Below are 15,646 nucleotides of genomic sequence, written 5' to 3'. Positions count from 1 at the left end.
TGAGTGGTAAAGAGGGTTCTAACCCGCTTTACCACTCACGACCGGTTGTCACGATTTGTCGGGGTTCAGGTATTCGATCAAGCGCGCGAGCTGGTCGGCGTACTGCTTGACGAACTCCGGGGACTCCGGGTCCTGCTGCGCCACGCCCTCGATGACGTGCGGCAGGGTCACCGGCGCCATCGCCGCGGCCATCAGCATCACCGTCAGGCAGGCGGGATCCACCCACTCGGGGAGCTGGCCGGACTTCTGCAGCTCGGCCACCTGGTCCACCGTGCCGCCCAGCCGGGCCGACCGCGGCGCGTGGTCCGGGTCGGTGTCCGGGCCGCCGTACTCCAGGCCCGACCACGCCAGCAGGCGCATGCCGTCCCGGGACGTCAGGACCTCCAGGACGTAGCGGCGCAGCTGTTCCGACAGTGGGGTGCCGGGCGCCACCAGCTCGCTCTCACGCTGGCCCCAGCCCTCCGACATGGCCTGGTACAGGCCTTCCTTGCCGTCGAAGTAGTACGAGATGAGCTGCTGGTTCACGCCCGCGCGCGACGCGATCGCCGCGATGCGCGCGCCCGCGTACCCGTGCGCCGCGAACTCCGCGACGGCCGCTTCCAGGATCAGCCGGCGCGTGCGGTCGGGATCCCGCTGCCGCTCCTGCGGCTTCGGCGAACGGCGGGGCTTCGACGACGCGGTCACACCGGCGACTATACATGCGCGCAACCACCTCAACCGGCTGATCGACTTAATGAAACAGACGGTTGACACAGTGAGGCAAGTCCCTGACTATGGTGAGAGACACACCGGCAACACCGCCCACCCGGTACGGGAGCAACCGCTCACGGCCGGCCGTGGACAACCGAAGACAGCGCTTTCCCGCGTCCCCGTGAACCGTACCGGGACGCCCGTGAGCCGCTCCCGGAATTGCGCGGAAGCAGCCCCGGGAAACGAGTCGAGCGACCGCTCCGCGACCATTTCGCGTCGAGCATGAATCGCGTCGTCGAATTCATTCACGACCCCTCGGTAATACGCGCGCGCGTGCCGTTCCCGTCGCGGGAAAATCCGCTCGGCGGCCGACGGGAATTCCGCGGCCGGCCGCGGGCCGAAGTCGTACGCCTTGCTCACGATCTACGTCACCGCAGGTCAGAACGATGCGGGCCGATCAGGTGAATTTCACCGGAAGTATTGCATCCCGATCACCCCTTCTATCGTGCGCTCTTCGAGCAGAAAGTGACCGCCGGTCACTAGAATGCACCTGGAGCTACGAAAACCTTGCACGATAGGCTGACATTCCCAAGGCGGCGTCAGCGCTCTGCTAATGCTCGTCCAGCGGACCCGGCCATGGTGGGCAGAAGCCCGCACCCGACTAGTTCATACCCGGTTCGGGATGTGGGCAAACCTGGGGACTGGGGAGCGGTGTTATCCGACGGGGAGCGGACCACGCCGCATCGATACTTGGAGGATGCAGATGTTGTGCGTCAAGGTTCTCGGCCCGCTGGAGGTCGTACGCGACGGGGTGCCCATCACGCCGTCCGCGCCGAAGCTCCAGCGCGTGTTCAGCCTGCTCGCCGTGTCCGCTAACCACATCGTCCGGACCGAACAGCTCATCGAGGAACTCTGGGAGGAGAACCCGCCGACCAGCGTCAAGACGACCCTGCAGACCTACGTCTACCAGCTGCGGAAGCTGCTGGAGCTGGACCCGGCGCAGCGGCCGTCGGCGCGCGTCCGCCGCGACGACGGGCAGCCCGTGCTGCTCACCCTCTCCGGCGGCTACATGCTCGCGGTGGACCGCGACGCCCTGGACTCGAGCCACTTCGAGCGCCAGGCGACGCAGGGCTGGACCGAGCTCGACGCCGGGGACGCGGAGGCGGCCTTCCACACCCTGGACGGGGCGCTGCGGCTCTGGCGCGGCTCCGCGCTCGTCGACCTCAACCCCGGGCCGGTGCTGCAGGCCGAGGTGCTGCGGCTCGACGAGATGCGCAAGAACGCCCTGGAGCACCGCATCGACGCCGCGTTGCAGCTCGGCCGGCACCAGGAGGTGCTGGGCGAGCTCACCCGGCTGGCGGCGCAGCAGCCGACGCACGAGGGTTTCCAGGCCAAGCTGATGCTGGCGCTCTACCGCTCCGGCCGGCGCTCCGAAGCGCTGGGCGTCTATCAACGGACCCGCTCGGCCCTGGCCGACGAGCTGGGCCTCGACCCGGGCGCGGAGCTGCAGCGCGTCCACCGCGCGGTGCTGGCCGCCAACGGCAGCCTCGACGCCGTCCCGGCCCAGGTCCGGCGGCAGCCGGCGCGGCCGGAACCGCCGCGTCAGCTGCCACCCGCCGGGCCGGGGCTGGTCGGCCGGGACAGCGAGCTGCACACGGTGATCACCGCCGTCACGGCGCCGGACCGGCGCGGCCCGGCGGTCGTCACCGTCGACGGCCCGCCGGGATCGGGCAAGACGGCGCTGTGCGTGCACGCGGGCCACGACGTGCGGGAGAAGTTCCCGGACGGGCAGTTCCACGCGAGCCTGGCCGACGCCGCCGGGCAGCCGGTCGACCCGGGCACGGTGCTGGCCGGGTTCCTGCGCGCGATCGGCGTCCCGGGCGACCGGATCGCCGGCTCGGTCGCGGAACGCAGCACCCAGTTCCGCACCTGGACGGCCGACCGGCGGGTGCTGGTGGTGCTCGACGACGTGCTGGACGACCACCAGCTCGCGCCGCTGCTGCCCGCGGGCCGCGGGTGCGCGGTCGTCGTCGCGAGCCGGATGCAGCTGTCGGACCCTTCGGTGACGACGGTGGTGAGCCTGAGCCCGTTGAGCGGCGCGGACGGCGTCCGGATGCTGAGCGGGCTGGTCGGCCCGGAGCGGCTCGCTCAGGACCCGGACGGCACCCGCGCGCTGGTCGCCCGCTGCGACGGCCTGCCGCTGGCGCTGCACGCGGCGGCGACCCGGCTGCGGCACCGCCCGCACTGGCCGGTGCGGCGGGCGGCGGACTGGGCCGCCACGGGCGCGGACGACCCGTTCGACCTGCGCTCGAGCGTCTCGCTCAGCTACCGCGTCGCGACGCCGGAGGTGCGCTGGGCGTTCCGGACACTGAGCACCTCCGACGCCGGGAGCCTGTCGCTGGCGGCCGCGTCGGCGGTGCTGAACCTCGACGGCTGCCTGGCGGAGACCCTGCTGGACGACCTGGTGAACCTGCACCTGCTGGAGTTCGAGCACGCGGCCGACCACACGGAGGAACACCACTACCGCATGCTGCCGACCTTCCGCGACATCGGCCGCCGGCTGCACCTGGAGGCGGAGCTCCTGGGAGCGGCCCGCACCGAGCCGCAGCCGGCACTGGCCGTCACGACCGGCGACGCCTACCAGCCCCTGTGCCACGAGGCCGGGCGGGTGGCCGTCGCGCCGAACCGGGGTTGACCCCCAGCCTCCCCGGTGAAAGAGGATCGCGCACCGCACCGCTACCCCCCGGTGCGGTGCGCGACCCGTTACCCCACAACGAAATCCGCCATCCCCACGCGCGCCGCAAAGCCGTGAAGGCCTCCTTACCGGCCATAAGAGCCGGTAAGGAGGCCTTCACGGACCTTTCAGTACTCCCAGTCCAGGCGCATCGAGGCCTGGGCCATGCGGACCGACTCCGCGACGGCGGCCGCGCCGCGGCGGGTGACGTCCGCCTGGTAGCCCGCCAGGCCTTCGGCCAGCGAGCCCGGCATCGTCAGGACGCGGCACAACGCCGCCGCGTCCTGGGCCGCGACGTTCGCCCCGGCCCCGCCCGACAGCGGCATCGTGTGCGCCGCGTCGCCGAGCGGGACCACCGGGCCCTGGCCCCACGCCGGACCCGGCGCGGTCGCCCGCAGGGCCAGCGCGTGCGTCTCCGCCGGCTCCGCGTGCGTGAACACCCCGTGCAGGTCGGGGTGCCAGTCCGCGGTCCGGTTCAGCAGCACCTCCCGCAGGGCGGCCCCGGGCAAGCCGAACAGGACGTCGTCGGCGATCCCGAGGTGCACGCGGTGCATGTTGAACACCGCCGTGTAGTAGTCCTCGGCGTCGGCGCCCGGCCGGAACACCATGGGCAGCAACCCGAAGCTGACGCCGCCGGAGCTGACCACCGACGTGAACCGGTCGTGCATGAACTCCGGCAGCCCGCCCTTGATCGCCTTCGCCATCGGGATCCGCGAGACGATCGCGCGGACGCCGAGGTCGCGGGGTTCGTCCCCGGGCCGCCACGCCGCGCGCACCGCGGAGTCCGTCCCGTCCGCGGCGACCAGGACGTCACCGACGTCGGACGTGCCGTCGCGGAAGTACACGCGCACCCCGCCTGACGCCGTCAGCGCGTGGTGGTCGAACGACGAGCCGGACCGGACGACGTCGCCGAGCCCGGCCAGCAGCACCTCGCGCAGCGTCCGGTGGTCGACGGCGTCGACGCGGTCGAGGTTCCCGTCGTCCTCGTCGTGGTGTTCCCATTGCTGTACCAGGTGTTCGTCGTAGGCCGCCATGCCCTTCGTGTAACGCATGGACGTCGCGACGAACCGGTCCCGCACCGCCGGCGGCAGGCAGGCGCGGAACGCCCGCTCGCCGTCCGGCGTGATCCGCAGCCGGTGCCGCGGGGCCGGCGTCTCGTCGCGCTCGTGCACCACGACGTCGACGCCGGCCTGCCGCAACCCGTGCGCCAGGCAGAGCCCGCCGATCCCGGCCCCGACGACGAGGACCCGCCGGCTCATCGGACCGCGGGACCGGCGTACGCGCCGATGTTCGGGCGCACCGGCGGGACCGGGTAACCGAAGTAGTCCCGCACACCCGGGTTGGCCGCACCCGCCGACAGCGCCGGTGAACCGCCGCGCAGCCGGTAACCGGTGGCGTCCTGGCGGTCGGCCGCCAGGCCCGGCGCGGTGAACTTCGGGTCGGCGACGACGGCGTGCGCGTCCCCGGCCGGGACGGTCGTGACGTTCTGGTACAGGTTGTGGTCGTAGATCCCGTACGCGTCGCTGAACGCCGACCCGCCCGCGCGCCCGACGAAGATGTTGTCGGAGAACTCCAGCGGGTCGGTGGTGTAGTTCATCAGCAGCCGCTCGGCGTTCGGCGCGTAGATCGTGTTGCCGTACACCTGCACGCGCCCGGTCTCCAGGCAGATCACCGTGATGACGCCGACCGGGTCGGTGCCACCGTTGAAGTCCGGGTAGTAGCCGTTGGAGAAGTCGTTCTGGCTGATGTTGTAGCGGACCGTGGTGCGGTCCGTCGGCCGGCCGGCGTCGGCGCAGACCACCAGCATGCCGCCCTGGTTCTCGCGGCTGAGGTTGTGCTCGAACACCGTGTCGAGGTTCGCGTGCTCGGTCATGTACGCCGCCGAGGGCAGCGGGCCGGAGCCGTGGCCGTAGGAGACCTCGTTGTAGCGGAACACCGTGCCGTCGGCGTTGAACGCGCTGAGCGCGGCGGTGTAGGACGGCGCGCGCTCGGCCCAGCCGCGGAAGGTGTTGTACTCCACCACGGCGTTCGTCGCGTTGTAGACGCCGACCGCGTCACCGCCGATGTCCTCGCCGTAGTTGTGCGCGATGCGCAGCCGGGTGATCGGGACGTACGTCGTGCCGCGGCCGTCGGGGTACTGCGCGCGCTTCTCCCAGTCGGACGACGTCGCGATGCCCTGCCGGTCGACGTGCCGCAGCGTGTTGTTCTCGATGACGACGTCGTCGAAGCCGCTCGGCTCGGTCGTGCCGCCCGCCTTGACGACGATGGCGCCGCTGACGTCCGGGGTGTGCGGGTTGCGGCAGTCGCAGCCGTTGACATCGTGGACGTCGACGCCCGAGACGACGAGGTGGTGCGCGACGCCGAAGTCCTCGAGCTGGAGGAAGACGCCGACGCGCACGTCGTTGTCGCCCGGCGTCGGGCCCTGGTTGCTGACGTCGAGGTCGCGCACCTCCCAGCCCTCGACGTTGTGCAGCAGCACCGCGGCGAGCGCGCCGTGCGCGTCGATCTTCGGCTTGGCGCCCCAGCCGTAGGTGCCGGTGGTGATCGGCCGGCCGGCGGTGCCGGAGCCCTTCGGCGCGAACGTGCCGTCGCACGTCGTCCCGCGCTTGAACGTGATCCGGCTGCCCGGCTGGAACACGACGGAGTTCACCTTGGCCAGCGTCTTCCACGCCTGGCCGGCGCCGAGCCCGGACGCCGAGTCGTGGCCGTCGGCGCAGTCGACGTAGTACTGGGTCCCCCGCGCGTGCGAAGTGTCGGCGAGTGCGGCCGGGGTGCTGAGCCCGACGACGGTCAGCACCCCGGAGACGAGGGCGAGTCTGCGAATCCACGCAGCGGTCATCGTGGGTCCTTCCTGGTTTCGGCGGGGGTTCTGCGAACCCCCGGATGGTCACCACGCGCACTCGTGCGCAACTCGCGACGACCTGGATTCCCGCCGCGTCAGCCCGGTTCGAGCCAGGTTGGACAGCCCCCTGGCACGGTCAGCGGACCCTGACGAGGCGGCACCGGACGTCCGCCACCAGAAGGCAGGAAGTGATGAAGAGTCTTTCCGACGACGCCATCCACAGACAGGGCGGAGATCTCCGGGGCCTCGCCGGCGACACGTACCTGGACCTGGGCACCTGCGTGAACCGGTACGGGCCGCCGTCCGCGGTCCGCGTCGCGCTGCGGGAGCTGGACGTCCAGCGGCTGCGCGCCCACCCCTACGAAGCCGACTCGCTGTTCCGGGCCACCTACGCGAACTACCTGACGGTGGACCCCGAGCTGCTGGTCTCGGGCCGCGGGATCACCGAGTTCATCCGGGTGCTGGCGCGGCTGCTGCCGGCGGACCGGATCGCCGTGGTGACGCCGGACTACACCGACAGCATCCGCTGGTTCACCAACCACCTGCCGCCCGCGACCGGCGAGATCGACACCGTCGCGACGCGGCTCGCGCGGGTCGCCGAGGGCATGGCCCGCTACGGCTACGTCGTGCTGTCCAACCCGAACAACCCGCTGGGCCTGCACATCCCGCCCGGCGACCTGGCCGAGGTGTGCCGCGAGAACCCGGCGTCGACGCTGATCGTCGACGAGGCGTACGTCGACTTCCTCGGCGGCGGCACCCGGCGGTCGATGGCGTGGTCCGGACTGGCCAACGTGGTCGTGTTGTCGTCGCCGAACAAGCTGTTCGGCATCGCCGGTGCCCGCACCGGTGCCATGTGGACGGTCGACGAAGACCTGCGGACGGCCGTCGCCGCCCAGCGCCTCAACTGGCCGTTGTCCTATGTGGACTCCGTGGTGGCGATCGCGGCGCTGCGGGAGACGGCCTGGGCCGAACGCACCCGCGAGCGGCTGCTCGTCAACGCGGCGGCGATGGAGGCCCTGCTGGTCCGCCGTTATCCGGGCGTGGTCAAGGGTGCGCCGGTGCACTACCGGTTCGTCGCCTCCGAGGACCCGCAACGCGACTACGACGAGCTGGTCCGCGCGGGCGTGGTGGTCCGCGTCTTCGGCGACGACCAGGCGGGCCGCGTCCCGGGCCTGCGCATCACGGCCCCGACGGACGACGAGTTCCCGCTGCTGGCCGCGGCGCTCGCCGGTTAGGACCCCGGGTGCCGGGGCGTGTCCACCACCGCCCCGGCACCCGTCTCACCCACCCGTCGTGAGTGGTTAGGGCGGTTCTAACCGCCCTAACCACTCACGAGCGGGACGAGCGCAGCCGGGCCGCCGTCGCTTCGACGTGCGCCGCCATCGCCGCGCGGGCCGCGGGTGGGTCGCCCGCCAGGATCGCGTCGAGGATCCGCATGTGCTGGGCCTGCGAACGCTCCGGGTCCGGCGGGATCCCGTCGAGCCACCCGGCGAGCCGCATCCGGACGTCGGCGACGGCCGCGGTCAGCGAGCCGGACGCGGTGACCTCCGCGATCGCCAGGTGCAGCCGCGCGTCCCGGCGCCGGTGATCGGCCGGGCCGGCCATGACGTCGGCCGCGGCGAACGTCGTGACCAGGTGCCGCCGGTCCGCCGAGCTCAGCCGCCGCCCGGCCGCCAGCTCCGCCGCGCCCGTCTCCACGACGTGCCGCAGGCGCAGGACGTCGTCCAGCCCGGCTGCGTCGAGCCGCCCGGTCCGGGCCGGCGCGGGCAGCCGCTCGACGACGAACGTGCCGCCGTACCGGCCCCGCCGGGACTCGACGTACCCCTCGGAAGCGAGCGCCCGCAACGCTTCCCGCAGCGTTACGCGGCTGACGGCGAGCCGCTCGGCCAGCTCCCGTTCGGCCGGCAGCCGCGCGCCCGCGCCGACGACGCCGAGCCGCACCAGCTGCCGCAGCCGCTCGACCGTCTCCTCGACCGCCCGGCCCGCCCGCACCGGCCGGAACACGGCGTCGAGCTCCCCGGTCACGGCGGCACCGGGCGGCACCGCAGCAGCGCCACCTCGCCGTCGGTGACGGCGAACTCCGCGGCCACCGGGACGGCCAGCCGGCGTGCGGCCGCGATGGCGAGCGAACCGAGGTGCTGCACCGTCTTCACGCGCAGCGCCGGCGCGCGCCGGCGCAGCTCGGCGACCGTCGACGTCCGGCTGCCACCGGCCGCGGCGACCGTCGCCGTCGGCTTGTCCGCCACCCGGTACTCGCGGACGGCGAGCTCCGGGCCCGCCAGCACGATCAGGTCCGGGTGCAGCGGTTCGGACAGCTGCTCGGCGAGCCCCAGGAACGCCTGCACCCGGACGCGCTCGCCGTCGGGTGCCGCGTGGACGTGCGCGCTCGCCTCCGCCGCGGTGAACCGCTGCAGCGCGAACGCCAGCCGCGGGAACTCACGGGCGCCGTCTTCGGCGAGCGCCAGCAGCTCCAGCATCGCCTCGGCGACCGTGCCGGGGCCGAGGTTGTTGAACACCGGCCCGATCGGCAGGTCCGAGCGGCGCGGCCGGATCTGCCACGCCCGCACCGAAACCGGCTCTTCGACCAGCCCGGCGTACTCCGCGAACGGGTCGGCGGGCCGCTGCCGCACCCGGTCCCGCCAGTGCCGGACGGGCGCGGTCAGCACGATCGTCTCCGGCACCGGGACCAGGTCACCGACCCGGTGCAGGGCCCCGATCGCGGGGCCCGCGAACCCGTCGTCGCCGCAGCGCTCGTCCGTGACCGGCAGCCACCGCACCTCGTCCCGGCCGGCCGGATTCGACGGCCGGGCGGGTCCCCCTTCGCGCGTTGCACACAACTCGTGCTCCCAAGACGTGCTTGCCGAACCGGACCTGAGCCGACGAACCGTCCGGGCCGCGGGGATGGTCCCCCACGGCCCGGACGGCGTGCCGGCGAACTGATCAGCCTGCGCAGCGGCGATCCTCCTCGCGCAACGCGAGCACCCGGGCCAGCGCGGCCCGCAGCTCCTGCTCGGGGTGGCGGGGCAGCTGCCCGGCCCGCCAGGCGACGAACCCGTCCGGCCGCACGAGGACCGCGCCGCCGGCGGTGACGCCGTAGGCCGCGGCCCACCGGTCGTCCGGGTCGTCGAACTCGAAGCCCACGCGGTGGACGTCCACCGCGAGCCCGAGCGCCGCCGCGGCCGCCTTCGCCGCCGCGACCCAGCCGACCCCGGCCGGCCCGGCCAGCACCGTGAACGACCCGGTAAACAGGTCCAGTGTGGACAGTCCGGCGCCGCCCTGCTCCAGCCGCACGTGCGGCGCCCGCAGCCCGGGTTCGCCGCTGGGCGTGCGCGGGTCCTCGACGGGCCGGCCCGCGCCGGCCGTCCCGGCGAGGACCGCCGACGAGCGGTACCGGTACCCGAAGATCATGGCCAGGTCGTCGGCCTTCGTCTTGTCGCCCGCGCCTTCGTGGCGGTCGTGGAGCAGCTGCATCGCGCTTTCGAGCGTCAACCGGGCGACCGGCCGCCGTTCGTCCTCGTAGGTGTCGAGCAGCTCGTCACCGGCGCCGTCTTCGAGCACGGCGGCGAGCTTCCACGCGAGGTTGTGCGCGTCGGCGATGCCGGTGTTCGCGCCGTAGGAGCCCGACGGCGGCACGACGTGCGCCGCGTCGCCGGCGAAGAACACCCGCCCGGCCCGGTAGCGCCGGGCGACCCAGCCGCCGATGGTGGTGGTCGTGACGATCCGGTCGGACCCCGGCATCGACGGCACCAGCCGGATGTCGACGTCCGGCAGGCCGATCGCCTGCCGCGCCAGCTCCACGCAGTGCTCCCGCGTGAAGTCGGCGACGCTCTCGCCCAGCTCGGGCCGGTAGGGCACGGCGAGCGCCCACCGCCCGAACTCCCGCAGCGGGATCAGGGTCGAGCCCTTCGTCGGCCGGTCCAGGTAGGCGAGCAGGAACCGGCGGCCCTGCAGCGCGGCCCCGAGGTCGGCGTCGAACACGAAGTTCGCCACCTCCAGGAGCACACCCGGCCCGTCGGCGCCGACACCGAGCCGGTCGCGCAGCCCCGCGCGGTGCCCGTCGGCGGCGACGACGTAGTCGGCGTGGAGCCGGTGGTGGACCCCGGTTTCCAGGTCGCGCACGACCGCCGTGACGCCGTCGCCGGCGTCGGTCAGCGCGACCAGTTCGGTGCCGAACCGCACGTCCGCGCCGCTGGCTTCGGCGCGGGCGCGCACGATCCGTTCCAGTTCGTCCTGGTCGATCATCTCCCAGTCCGCCGGGCTGAGGGACGCCGGCGGCCGGGCCTGGGCGAGCACGTCGAACCGGAAGTACTCCCGCCCGGCCAGGGTGTCCGCGCCGATCATGTCCGGCATGTCGGTGAGGATCGACGTCCGGTCCCGGATGGCCTCGGCGAGCCCCAGCGCGCGGTAGATCTCCATGGAGCGCGGGTTGAACGCGCGCGCCTGGGGCAGCAGAGCCGTGGACGGGTGCCGTTCGACCAGGATCGGGCGAACCCCGAGCCTCGCGAGAAAGAGCGCCGTGGACAGGCCGGTGATGCCCCCGCCCACGATGAGCACCGCTGTCTCGTGGTTGCCCGGCCCGGTCATCGCGCCGAGGCCCCGGCCTTGTGCTCGTCGGCGGCCGCGGCCGGCCGGCCCGCGGCCTTCTTGCCCGGCAGGGCGGTCGTGAACAGCAACGCCAGCACCAGCACGCCGACGCTGACCGCGATCGCGCTGACCGTGGCGGACTCGAACCCGCTGCCCAGCCGCGAGAAGAACACCGTGCCGAACAACGCGATCCCGGTCGCGGTGCCGAGCTGGACGGTCGTGTTCACCAGCCCGGACGCGGCGCCCGCCTGCTGCATCTGGATCTCCGACATCGAGACGCCGAACAGCGAGTTCAGCACCGCGCCCATGCCGAGCCCGAAGCCGATGACCGGGGCCAGCAGCGCCCACACGTTCAGGTCGTGGCCCAGTTGCTGCACCAGGACCGCGATCGCGACCAGGCTGGCCAGCAGCACCACGATCGCCCCGGCGGTGAACGCCCGCCCCAGCTTCGGGGCCAGCTGCATGCCCAGGACGTTGCCCACGACGATGCCGATCGTCGACGGCGCGAACGTCAGCGCGGCCTGCAGCGGCGAGAACCCGAGCCCGAGCTGCAGGTGCAGCGTCAGGATGAAGAAGACGCCGACCGCGGTGTTGATGCAGAGCATGACGGCCTGGCCGCCCGAGAGGCTGCGGTACTTCAGCAGCGCCGGCGGCACCAGCGGCTCGCCGCCGCGCTTGGCCTTGATCCGCTGGTGCAGCGCGAAGATCGCGAGCAGCGGGATCGCGGCCGGCATCAGGTAGATCGACCACTTCGGCCAGCCCAGCTCACGGCCCTGCACCAGCGGGTAGAAGATCGCGAAGAGCCCCGCGGTCAGCAGCAGCAGGCCGCTGAAGTCCATGCGGTGCCGGAAGAACCCGGGCCGGCTCGGCATCGTGATCAGCGCGCCGACCAGCGCGAGCACGCCGATGGGCAGGTTGATCAGGAAGATCGCGCGCCAGCCGATGCCGAACAGATCGGCCTGGGTCAGCACGCCGCCCAGCAGCGGCCCGGCGAGGCCGCCGATCGGGAACGCGCCGGCGTAGTACGTCATCGCCTTGGGGCGTTCCTTCTCGTCGAACTCCGCGTGGATGAACGACAGGACCTGCGGCACCATCAGCCCGGACCCGACGCCCTGGATCACCCGCGCGGCGATCAGCACCTCGACGTGCCCGGCCAGGCCGGCGGCCAGCGACGCGCCCGTGAACACGACCATGCCGGCGAGGAACAGCTTCTTGGTGCCGTACCGGTCACCCAGCCGGCCACCGGTGATCAGGGTGAGCGCGAACCCCAGCGCGTACCCGGCCGAAATCCACTGCAGCGCGGAATCCCCCGTGCCCAGCTCCCGCTGGATGGTGGGCAGCGCCACCGCCACGATCTGGTTGTCGATCATGTCCACCAGGACGGCCAGAACCGCGACCGCCAGTGCCCACCACCTGAGCGGGTGCTTCTCCACGACGTACTCCTTTTCCCACAGTGAACTCTCGTCTGCACTCATAATCAACGAGACGACTCACAGTGTCAACTACTTGTTTGATTAAGTCGATCAAGAGGTTGGGCAGGTCATCCGCGGCTACAGCCGATGACCTGGTCAAGGCACAAAAAAAGCCGCTCGCACCGGCCGGCGGCCGGTGCGAGCGACAAGGGCCGGAGGCGACTGCTTCGTCGCGGGAACTGCCAGCGGGACCTACCAGACGACGGGGACCTCGTGCGCACCGTAGATCTGCATGTCGGTGCGCATCGGGATCTCCTCCAGCGGCACGGCCAGCCGCAGCCCCGGCAGCCGCTGCGCCAGCTTGGCGAACGCGATCCGCATCTCCATCCGGGCCAGCTCCTGCCCGAGGCACTGGTGCGCACCGAAGGCGAACCCGACGTGCCGCTTGGGCTTGCGGGTGACGTCGAACGCCTCGGGGTGCTCGAACTGCGCCGGGTCCCAGTTCGCCGACTCGGTCGAGAGCAGGATCGGGTCGCCGGCGCGAATCTGCTTGCCGCCGAGCTCGAGGTCCGTCTTCGCCGTGCGCGGCAGGCAGAACGGGCCGACCGTGAGGTAACGCAAGATCTCCTCGACCGCGCGTTCGGCCAGTTCCGGTTGCCGGCACAGGGTTTCCCACTGCTCGCGGTAGTGCAGCAGGGTCAGCGCGCCGAGCCCGATCATGTTCGCGGTGGTCTCGTAACCCGCGATCATCATCAGGTTCCCGATGGCCACCAGCTCGTCGTCGGTGAGCGGGACGCCGTCGTCGGGCACGGCTTCGATGAGGTTGCTCATCAGCCGGCCGTCCGGGTGCGCGCGCTTCTCGTGGACCAGCGCGCGCATGTCGTCGGACATCCCGGTCATGGCGTCGAGCAGGCCTTCCTTGGTCCGCTCGAGGCTCATGATGACGTGCGTGCGTTCCTGGAACAGCTTGCTGTCCTCGTACGGCATCCCGAGCAGCTCGCAGATGACCAGCGACGGCACCGGCGTCGCGAAGTCCGTGATCAGGTCGGCGGGCGAGCCGCCGGCGACCAGGACGTCCAGCTGGTCGTCGACGATCTTCTCGATCCGCGGCACCAGCGACTTCAGCCGCTTCACGGTGAACATCCCGGTCATCAGCTTGCGGTAGTGCGTGTGGTCCGGCGGGTCCATCCCGATGAACGACACGCCGAACCCGGACGCCAGGTACTCCTCGGGGCTGAGGGTGACCGACGTGACCGAGGTCTGGAACTTCCGCTGGGCGCTCACGTCGGGGTGCACCAGCACCGTCGTGACGTCTTCGAAGCGGGTGACCAGCCAGCCGGTGTTCCCGTCCGGCAGGGCCACCTCGCTGACCGGGGTCTCCTCGCGCAGCTGCGCGTACTCGTCGGGCGGGGCCAGCGGGCACCGCCGGGTCATCGGCACGGGCTTGGGCTGGGTCTGGGTCATCGGCTTGCTCCTTCCGCGGATCGCGGGTCGGACGGCGTGGTTCAGATGTCGAGGGTGATGCCGTAGTGCGTGAGCCAGGTGTTGAACTGCAGCGCCATCTCGACGTTCATCCGGCTCGGCCAGTCCTGCGAAACCCCCTTGGGGTGCCGGAAGACCTCGTCGACGGACGCCTGGTCCAGCAGCGGCCGGATCGGCGCGTTCGGGTCGGCGAGCGTCTCGGCGAGCAGCCCGTGCAGCGCTTCGGTGTAGGCCGGGTCCTGCGTGACGGGGTAGGGCGCCTTGCGCCGCTCGAACACCGACTCCGGCAGCAGGTCCTTCACGGCGGCGCGCAGGATGCTCTTCTCGCGGCCGTCGAACGACTGGAACGCCCACGGCGCGTTGTACATGTACTCGACGAGCCGGTGGTCCAGGAACGGCAGCCGCGCCTCGAGCCCGCACGCCGCCGCCAGCCGGTCCCCGCGTTCCAGCAGCATCGGCAGCCAGCGCATCAGCTTGACGTAGCGGACGTTCCGCATGATGCTCTCGAACTCGCTTTCGCCCTCCTGGTGCGGGGTTTCGCGCAACGCCTGGGCGTAGTTCTCGCGGTAGTAGCCGTCCATGTCGAGCTTCTTCAGGAAGCCGTCGTCGAACAAGCCGCGGCCCTGGCCCTTGACGCAACCCGGCACCCGCTTCTCGTTGGCGATCCAGGGGAACGTGCCCGAGCGCACGAGCTCGTCGTCGTGCATCCAGCGGAAGCCGCCGAACACCTCGTCGCCGACCTCGCCGGTCAGCGCGACGACCGAGTGCTCCCGGGTCGCGCGCATCATCAGCAGGTGCGACGCGTCCATGTCGCCGGCCGTGGTCGGCATGTCCTGCGCGACGAGCGCGGCCAGCCGGACCTCGGGGTCCATCAGGTCGCGGGTGTCGAGCACGAGGTGGATGTGCTCGGCCCCGACGTGCTGGGCGAGCTCGTCGGCGAACGGGCCGTCCGCGGTGTCGCGGGTGTCGTCCGGCTGGAAGTTCTCGCTGTACCCGACGTAGGTGGTCGTGACGCTGCGGACGCGTTCGCCGTTCTTCTTCAGCCAGCCGGCCGCGATCCCGGTGACGGCGCTGGAGTCGAGGCCGCCGGAGAGCAGCGTGCACAGCGGGACGTCGGCGGTCAGCTGGCCGAGGACGATGTCCTCCAGCAGCTGCCGGGTGTGCGAGATGGTGTTGTCCAGGTCGTCGGTGTGCGGCTTGGCTTCGAGCTCCCAGTACGTCCGGTCGACGACGCCGTTGCGGCCGATCGCGAGCGTGTGCCCGGGCCGCAGCTGGTCCTGGTCGCGGAACACGGCCTCGCCTGGCAGCTTCGCCGTCGAGAAGACCTCGCGCAGGCCGTCGATACCGACGACCGCCTTGGTCAGCGGGTGCGTCAGCAGCGCCTTCGGCTCGGACGAGAAGATGACGCCTTCGGGCTGCAGGCTGTAGAACAGCGGCTTGATGCCGAACCGGTCGCGCACGAGCAGCATCGTCTCGGTGCGCAGGTCCCAGACCCCGAAGGCGTACATGCCTTCGAGGTGCTTGCCGCAGTCGGCGCCCCACTCGAGGTAGGACCGCAGCACGACTTCGGTGTCGCTGCGGGTGCGGAAGTGGTGCCCCCGCCGTTCGAGCTCGCTGCGCAGCTCCTTGAAGTTGAAGACCTCCCCGGAGTACGTCAGCACGGCGATCGTGCGCCCGTCCTCCTCCGCGAACATCGGCTGAACGCCGCCGGCCAGGTCGATCACCGACGTCCTGGTGTGCCCGATCGCGACGTTCCGGGAGCACCAGACCCCGCGGGCGTTGGTGCCGCGGTGCTTCTGGGCCTCGTTCATCGCTTCGATCGTGGCGCGTTCCCCGGACAGGTCACGCCCGAAGTCCACCCAACCGGCGATACCACACATGCTGGCCTCCATCTGGTCGTTC

At 71.8% G+C, this 15,646-nt stretch carries 11 protein-coding genes; 2 read left to right on the top strand and 9 right to left on the bottom strand.

Features of this window, described 5'->3' with window-relative positions; all coding sequences use genetic code 11:
- Window positions 1-48 precede the first annotated feature (48 nt).
- Window positions 49-684 carry a TetR/AcrR family transcriptional regulator gene (locus tag ACLJQZ_RS01620; RefSeq protein ID WP_247058719.1) on the bottom strand — a complete coding sequence of 212 codons (636 nt, stop codon included), beginning with the start codon at window positions 682-684 and terminating at the stop codon, window positions 49-51.
- 763 nt (window positions 685-1,447) lie between these two features.
- Between ACLJQZ_RS01620 and ACLJQZ_RS01615 the strand changes: the two genes are divergently transcribed.
- The gene (locus ACLJQZ_RS01615) at window positions 1,448-3,385 is read left to right on the top strand and encodes a BTAD domain-containing putative transcriptional regulator (protein ID WP_410618164.1); all 1,938 of its coding nucleotides are present in this window, start codon (window positions 1,448-1,450) and stop codon (window positions 3,383-3,385) included.
- 167 nt (window positions 3,386-3,552) lie between these two features.
- On the opposite strand, the gene ACLJQZ_RS01610 is transcribed toward ACLJQZ_RS01615, so the two are convergent.
- Window positions 3,553-4,683, bottom strand: coding sequence for an FAD-dependent oxidoreductase (locus ACLJQZ_RS01610; RefSeq protein WP_410618163.1), 1,131 nt, complete (start codon window positions 4,681-4,683; stop codon window positions 3,553-3,555).
- Entirely contained in the window at window positions 4,680-6,263 is a 1,584-nt protein-coding gene (locus ACLJQZ_RS01605; protein WP_410618162.1) for a hypothetical protein, read from the bottom strand. The genes ACLJQZ_RS01610 and ACLJQZ_RS01605 overlap by 4 nt, the downstream gene beginning before the upstream one ends.
- 194 nt (window positions 6,264-6,457) lie before the next feature.
- Between ACLJQZ_RS01605 and ACLJQZ_RS01600 the strand changes: the two genes are divergently transcribed.
- Window positions 6,458-7,501 carry an aminotransferase class I/II-fold pyridoxal phosphate-dependent enzyme gene (locus tag ACLJQZ_RS01600; RefSeq protein ID WP_410618161.1) on the top strand — a complete coding sequence of 348 codons (1,044 nt, stop codon included), beginning with the start codon at window positions 6,458-6,460 and terminating at the stop codon, window positions 7,499-7,501.
- 94 nt (window positions 7,502-7,595) lie between these two features.
- On the opposite strand, the gene ACLJQZ_RS01595 is transcribed toward ACLJQZ_RS01600, so the two are convergent.
- From ACLJQZ_RS01595 to asnB, 6 genes are all read right to left on the bottom strand, one after another.
- Window positions 7,596-8,291 carry a FadR/GntR family transcriptional regulator gene (locus tag ACLJQZ_RS01595; RefSeq protein ID WP_410618160.1) on the bottom strand — a complete coding sequence of 232 codons (696 nt, stop codon included), beginning with the start codon at window positions 8,289-8,291 and terminating at the stop codon, window positions 7,596-7,598.
- The gene (locus ACLJQZ_RS01590; protein ID WP_410618159.1) at window positions 8,288-9,043 is read right to left on the bottom strand and encodes a PEP/pyruvate-binding domain-containing protein; all 756 of its coding nucleotides are present in this window, start codon (window positions 9,041-9,043) and stop codon (window positions 8,288-8,290) included. The genes ACLJQZ_RS01595 and ACLJQZ_RS01590 overlap by 4 nt, the downstream gene beginning before the upstream one ends.
- A 163-nt stretch (window positions 9,044-9,206) precedes the next feature.
- Complete coding sequence (locus tag ACLJQZ_RS01585; protein WP_410618158.1) at window positions 9,207-10,850, bottom strand: FAD-dependent oxidoreductase; 1,644 nt, start codon at window positions 10,848-10,850, stop codon at window positions 9,207-9,209.
- Window positions 10,847-12,283 carry an MFS transporter gene (locus ACLJQZ_RS01580; RefSeq protein WP_410618157.1) on the bottom strand — a complete coding sequence of 479 codons (1,437 nt, stop codon included), beginning with the start codon at window positions 12,281-12,283 and terminating at the stop codon, window positions 10,847-10,849. Before ACLJQZ_RS01580 ends, ACLJQZ_RS01585 begins: the two co-directional genes overlap by 4 nt.
- A 231-nt stretch (window positions 12,284-12,514) precedes the next feature.
- Window positions 12,515-13,726 (bottom strand): cytochrome P450, encoded by a 1,212-nt coding sequence (locus tag ACLJQZ_RS01575; RefSeq protein WP_410618156.1) that lies wholly within the window; start codon window positions 13,724-13,726, stop codon window positions 12,515-12,517.
- 41 nt (window positions 13,727-13,767) lie between these two features.
- On the bottom strand, window positions 13,768-15,624 hold the full coding sequence (asnB, locus tag ACLJQZ_RS01570) for an asparagine synthase (glutamine-hydrolyzing) (protein ID WP_410618155.1): 1,857 nt from the start codon (window positions 15,622-15,624) through the stop codon (window positions 13,768-13,770).
- Between the last annotated feature and the right edge of the window lie 22 nt (window positions 15,625-15,646).

Source organism: Amycolatopsis sp. cmx-8-4, assembly GCF_046548675.1.
Classification (GTDB): domain Bacteria; phylum Actinomycetota; class Actinomycetes; order Mycobacteriales; family Pseudonocardiaceae; genus Amycolatopsis.
This window is presented reverse-complemented; position numbering and strand designations above follow the sequence as displayed.

Excerpts from the sequence above, each read along its gene's own strand:
- ACLJQZ_RS01615 (WP_410618164.1), top strand. The coding sequence starts at position 1,448 with ATGCAGATGTTGTGCGTCAAGGTTCTCGGCCCGCTGGAGGTCGTACGC.
- ACLJQZ_RS01585 (WP_410618158.1), bottom strand. The coding sequence starts at position 10,850 with ATGACCGGGCCGGGCAACCACGAGACAGCGGTGCTCATCGTGGGCGGG.
- asnB (WP_410618155.1), bottom strand. The coding sequence starts at position 15,624 with ATGTGTGGTATCGCCGGTTGGGTGGACTTCGGGCGTGACCTGTCCGGG.
- ACLJQZ_RS01605 (WP_410618162.1), bottom strand. The coding sequence starts at position 6,263 with ATGACCGCTGCGTGGATTCGCAGACTCGCCCTCGTCTCCGGGGTGCTG.
- ACLJQZ_RS01610 (WP_410618163.1), bottom strand. The coding sequence starts at position 4,683 with ATGAGCCGGCGGGTCCTCGTCGTCGGGGCCGGGATCGGCGGGCTCTGC.
- ACLJQZ_RS01600 (WP_410618161.1), top strand. The coding sequence starts at position 6,458 with ATGAAGAGTCTTTCCGACGACGCCATCCACAGACAGGGCGGAGATCTC.
- ACLJQZ_RS01575 (WP_410618156.1), bottom strand. The coding sequence starts at position 13,726 with ATGACCCAGACCCAGCCCAAGCCCGTGCCGATGACCCGGCGGTGCCCG.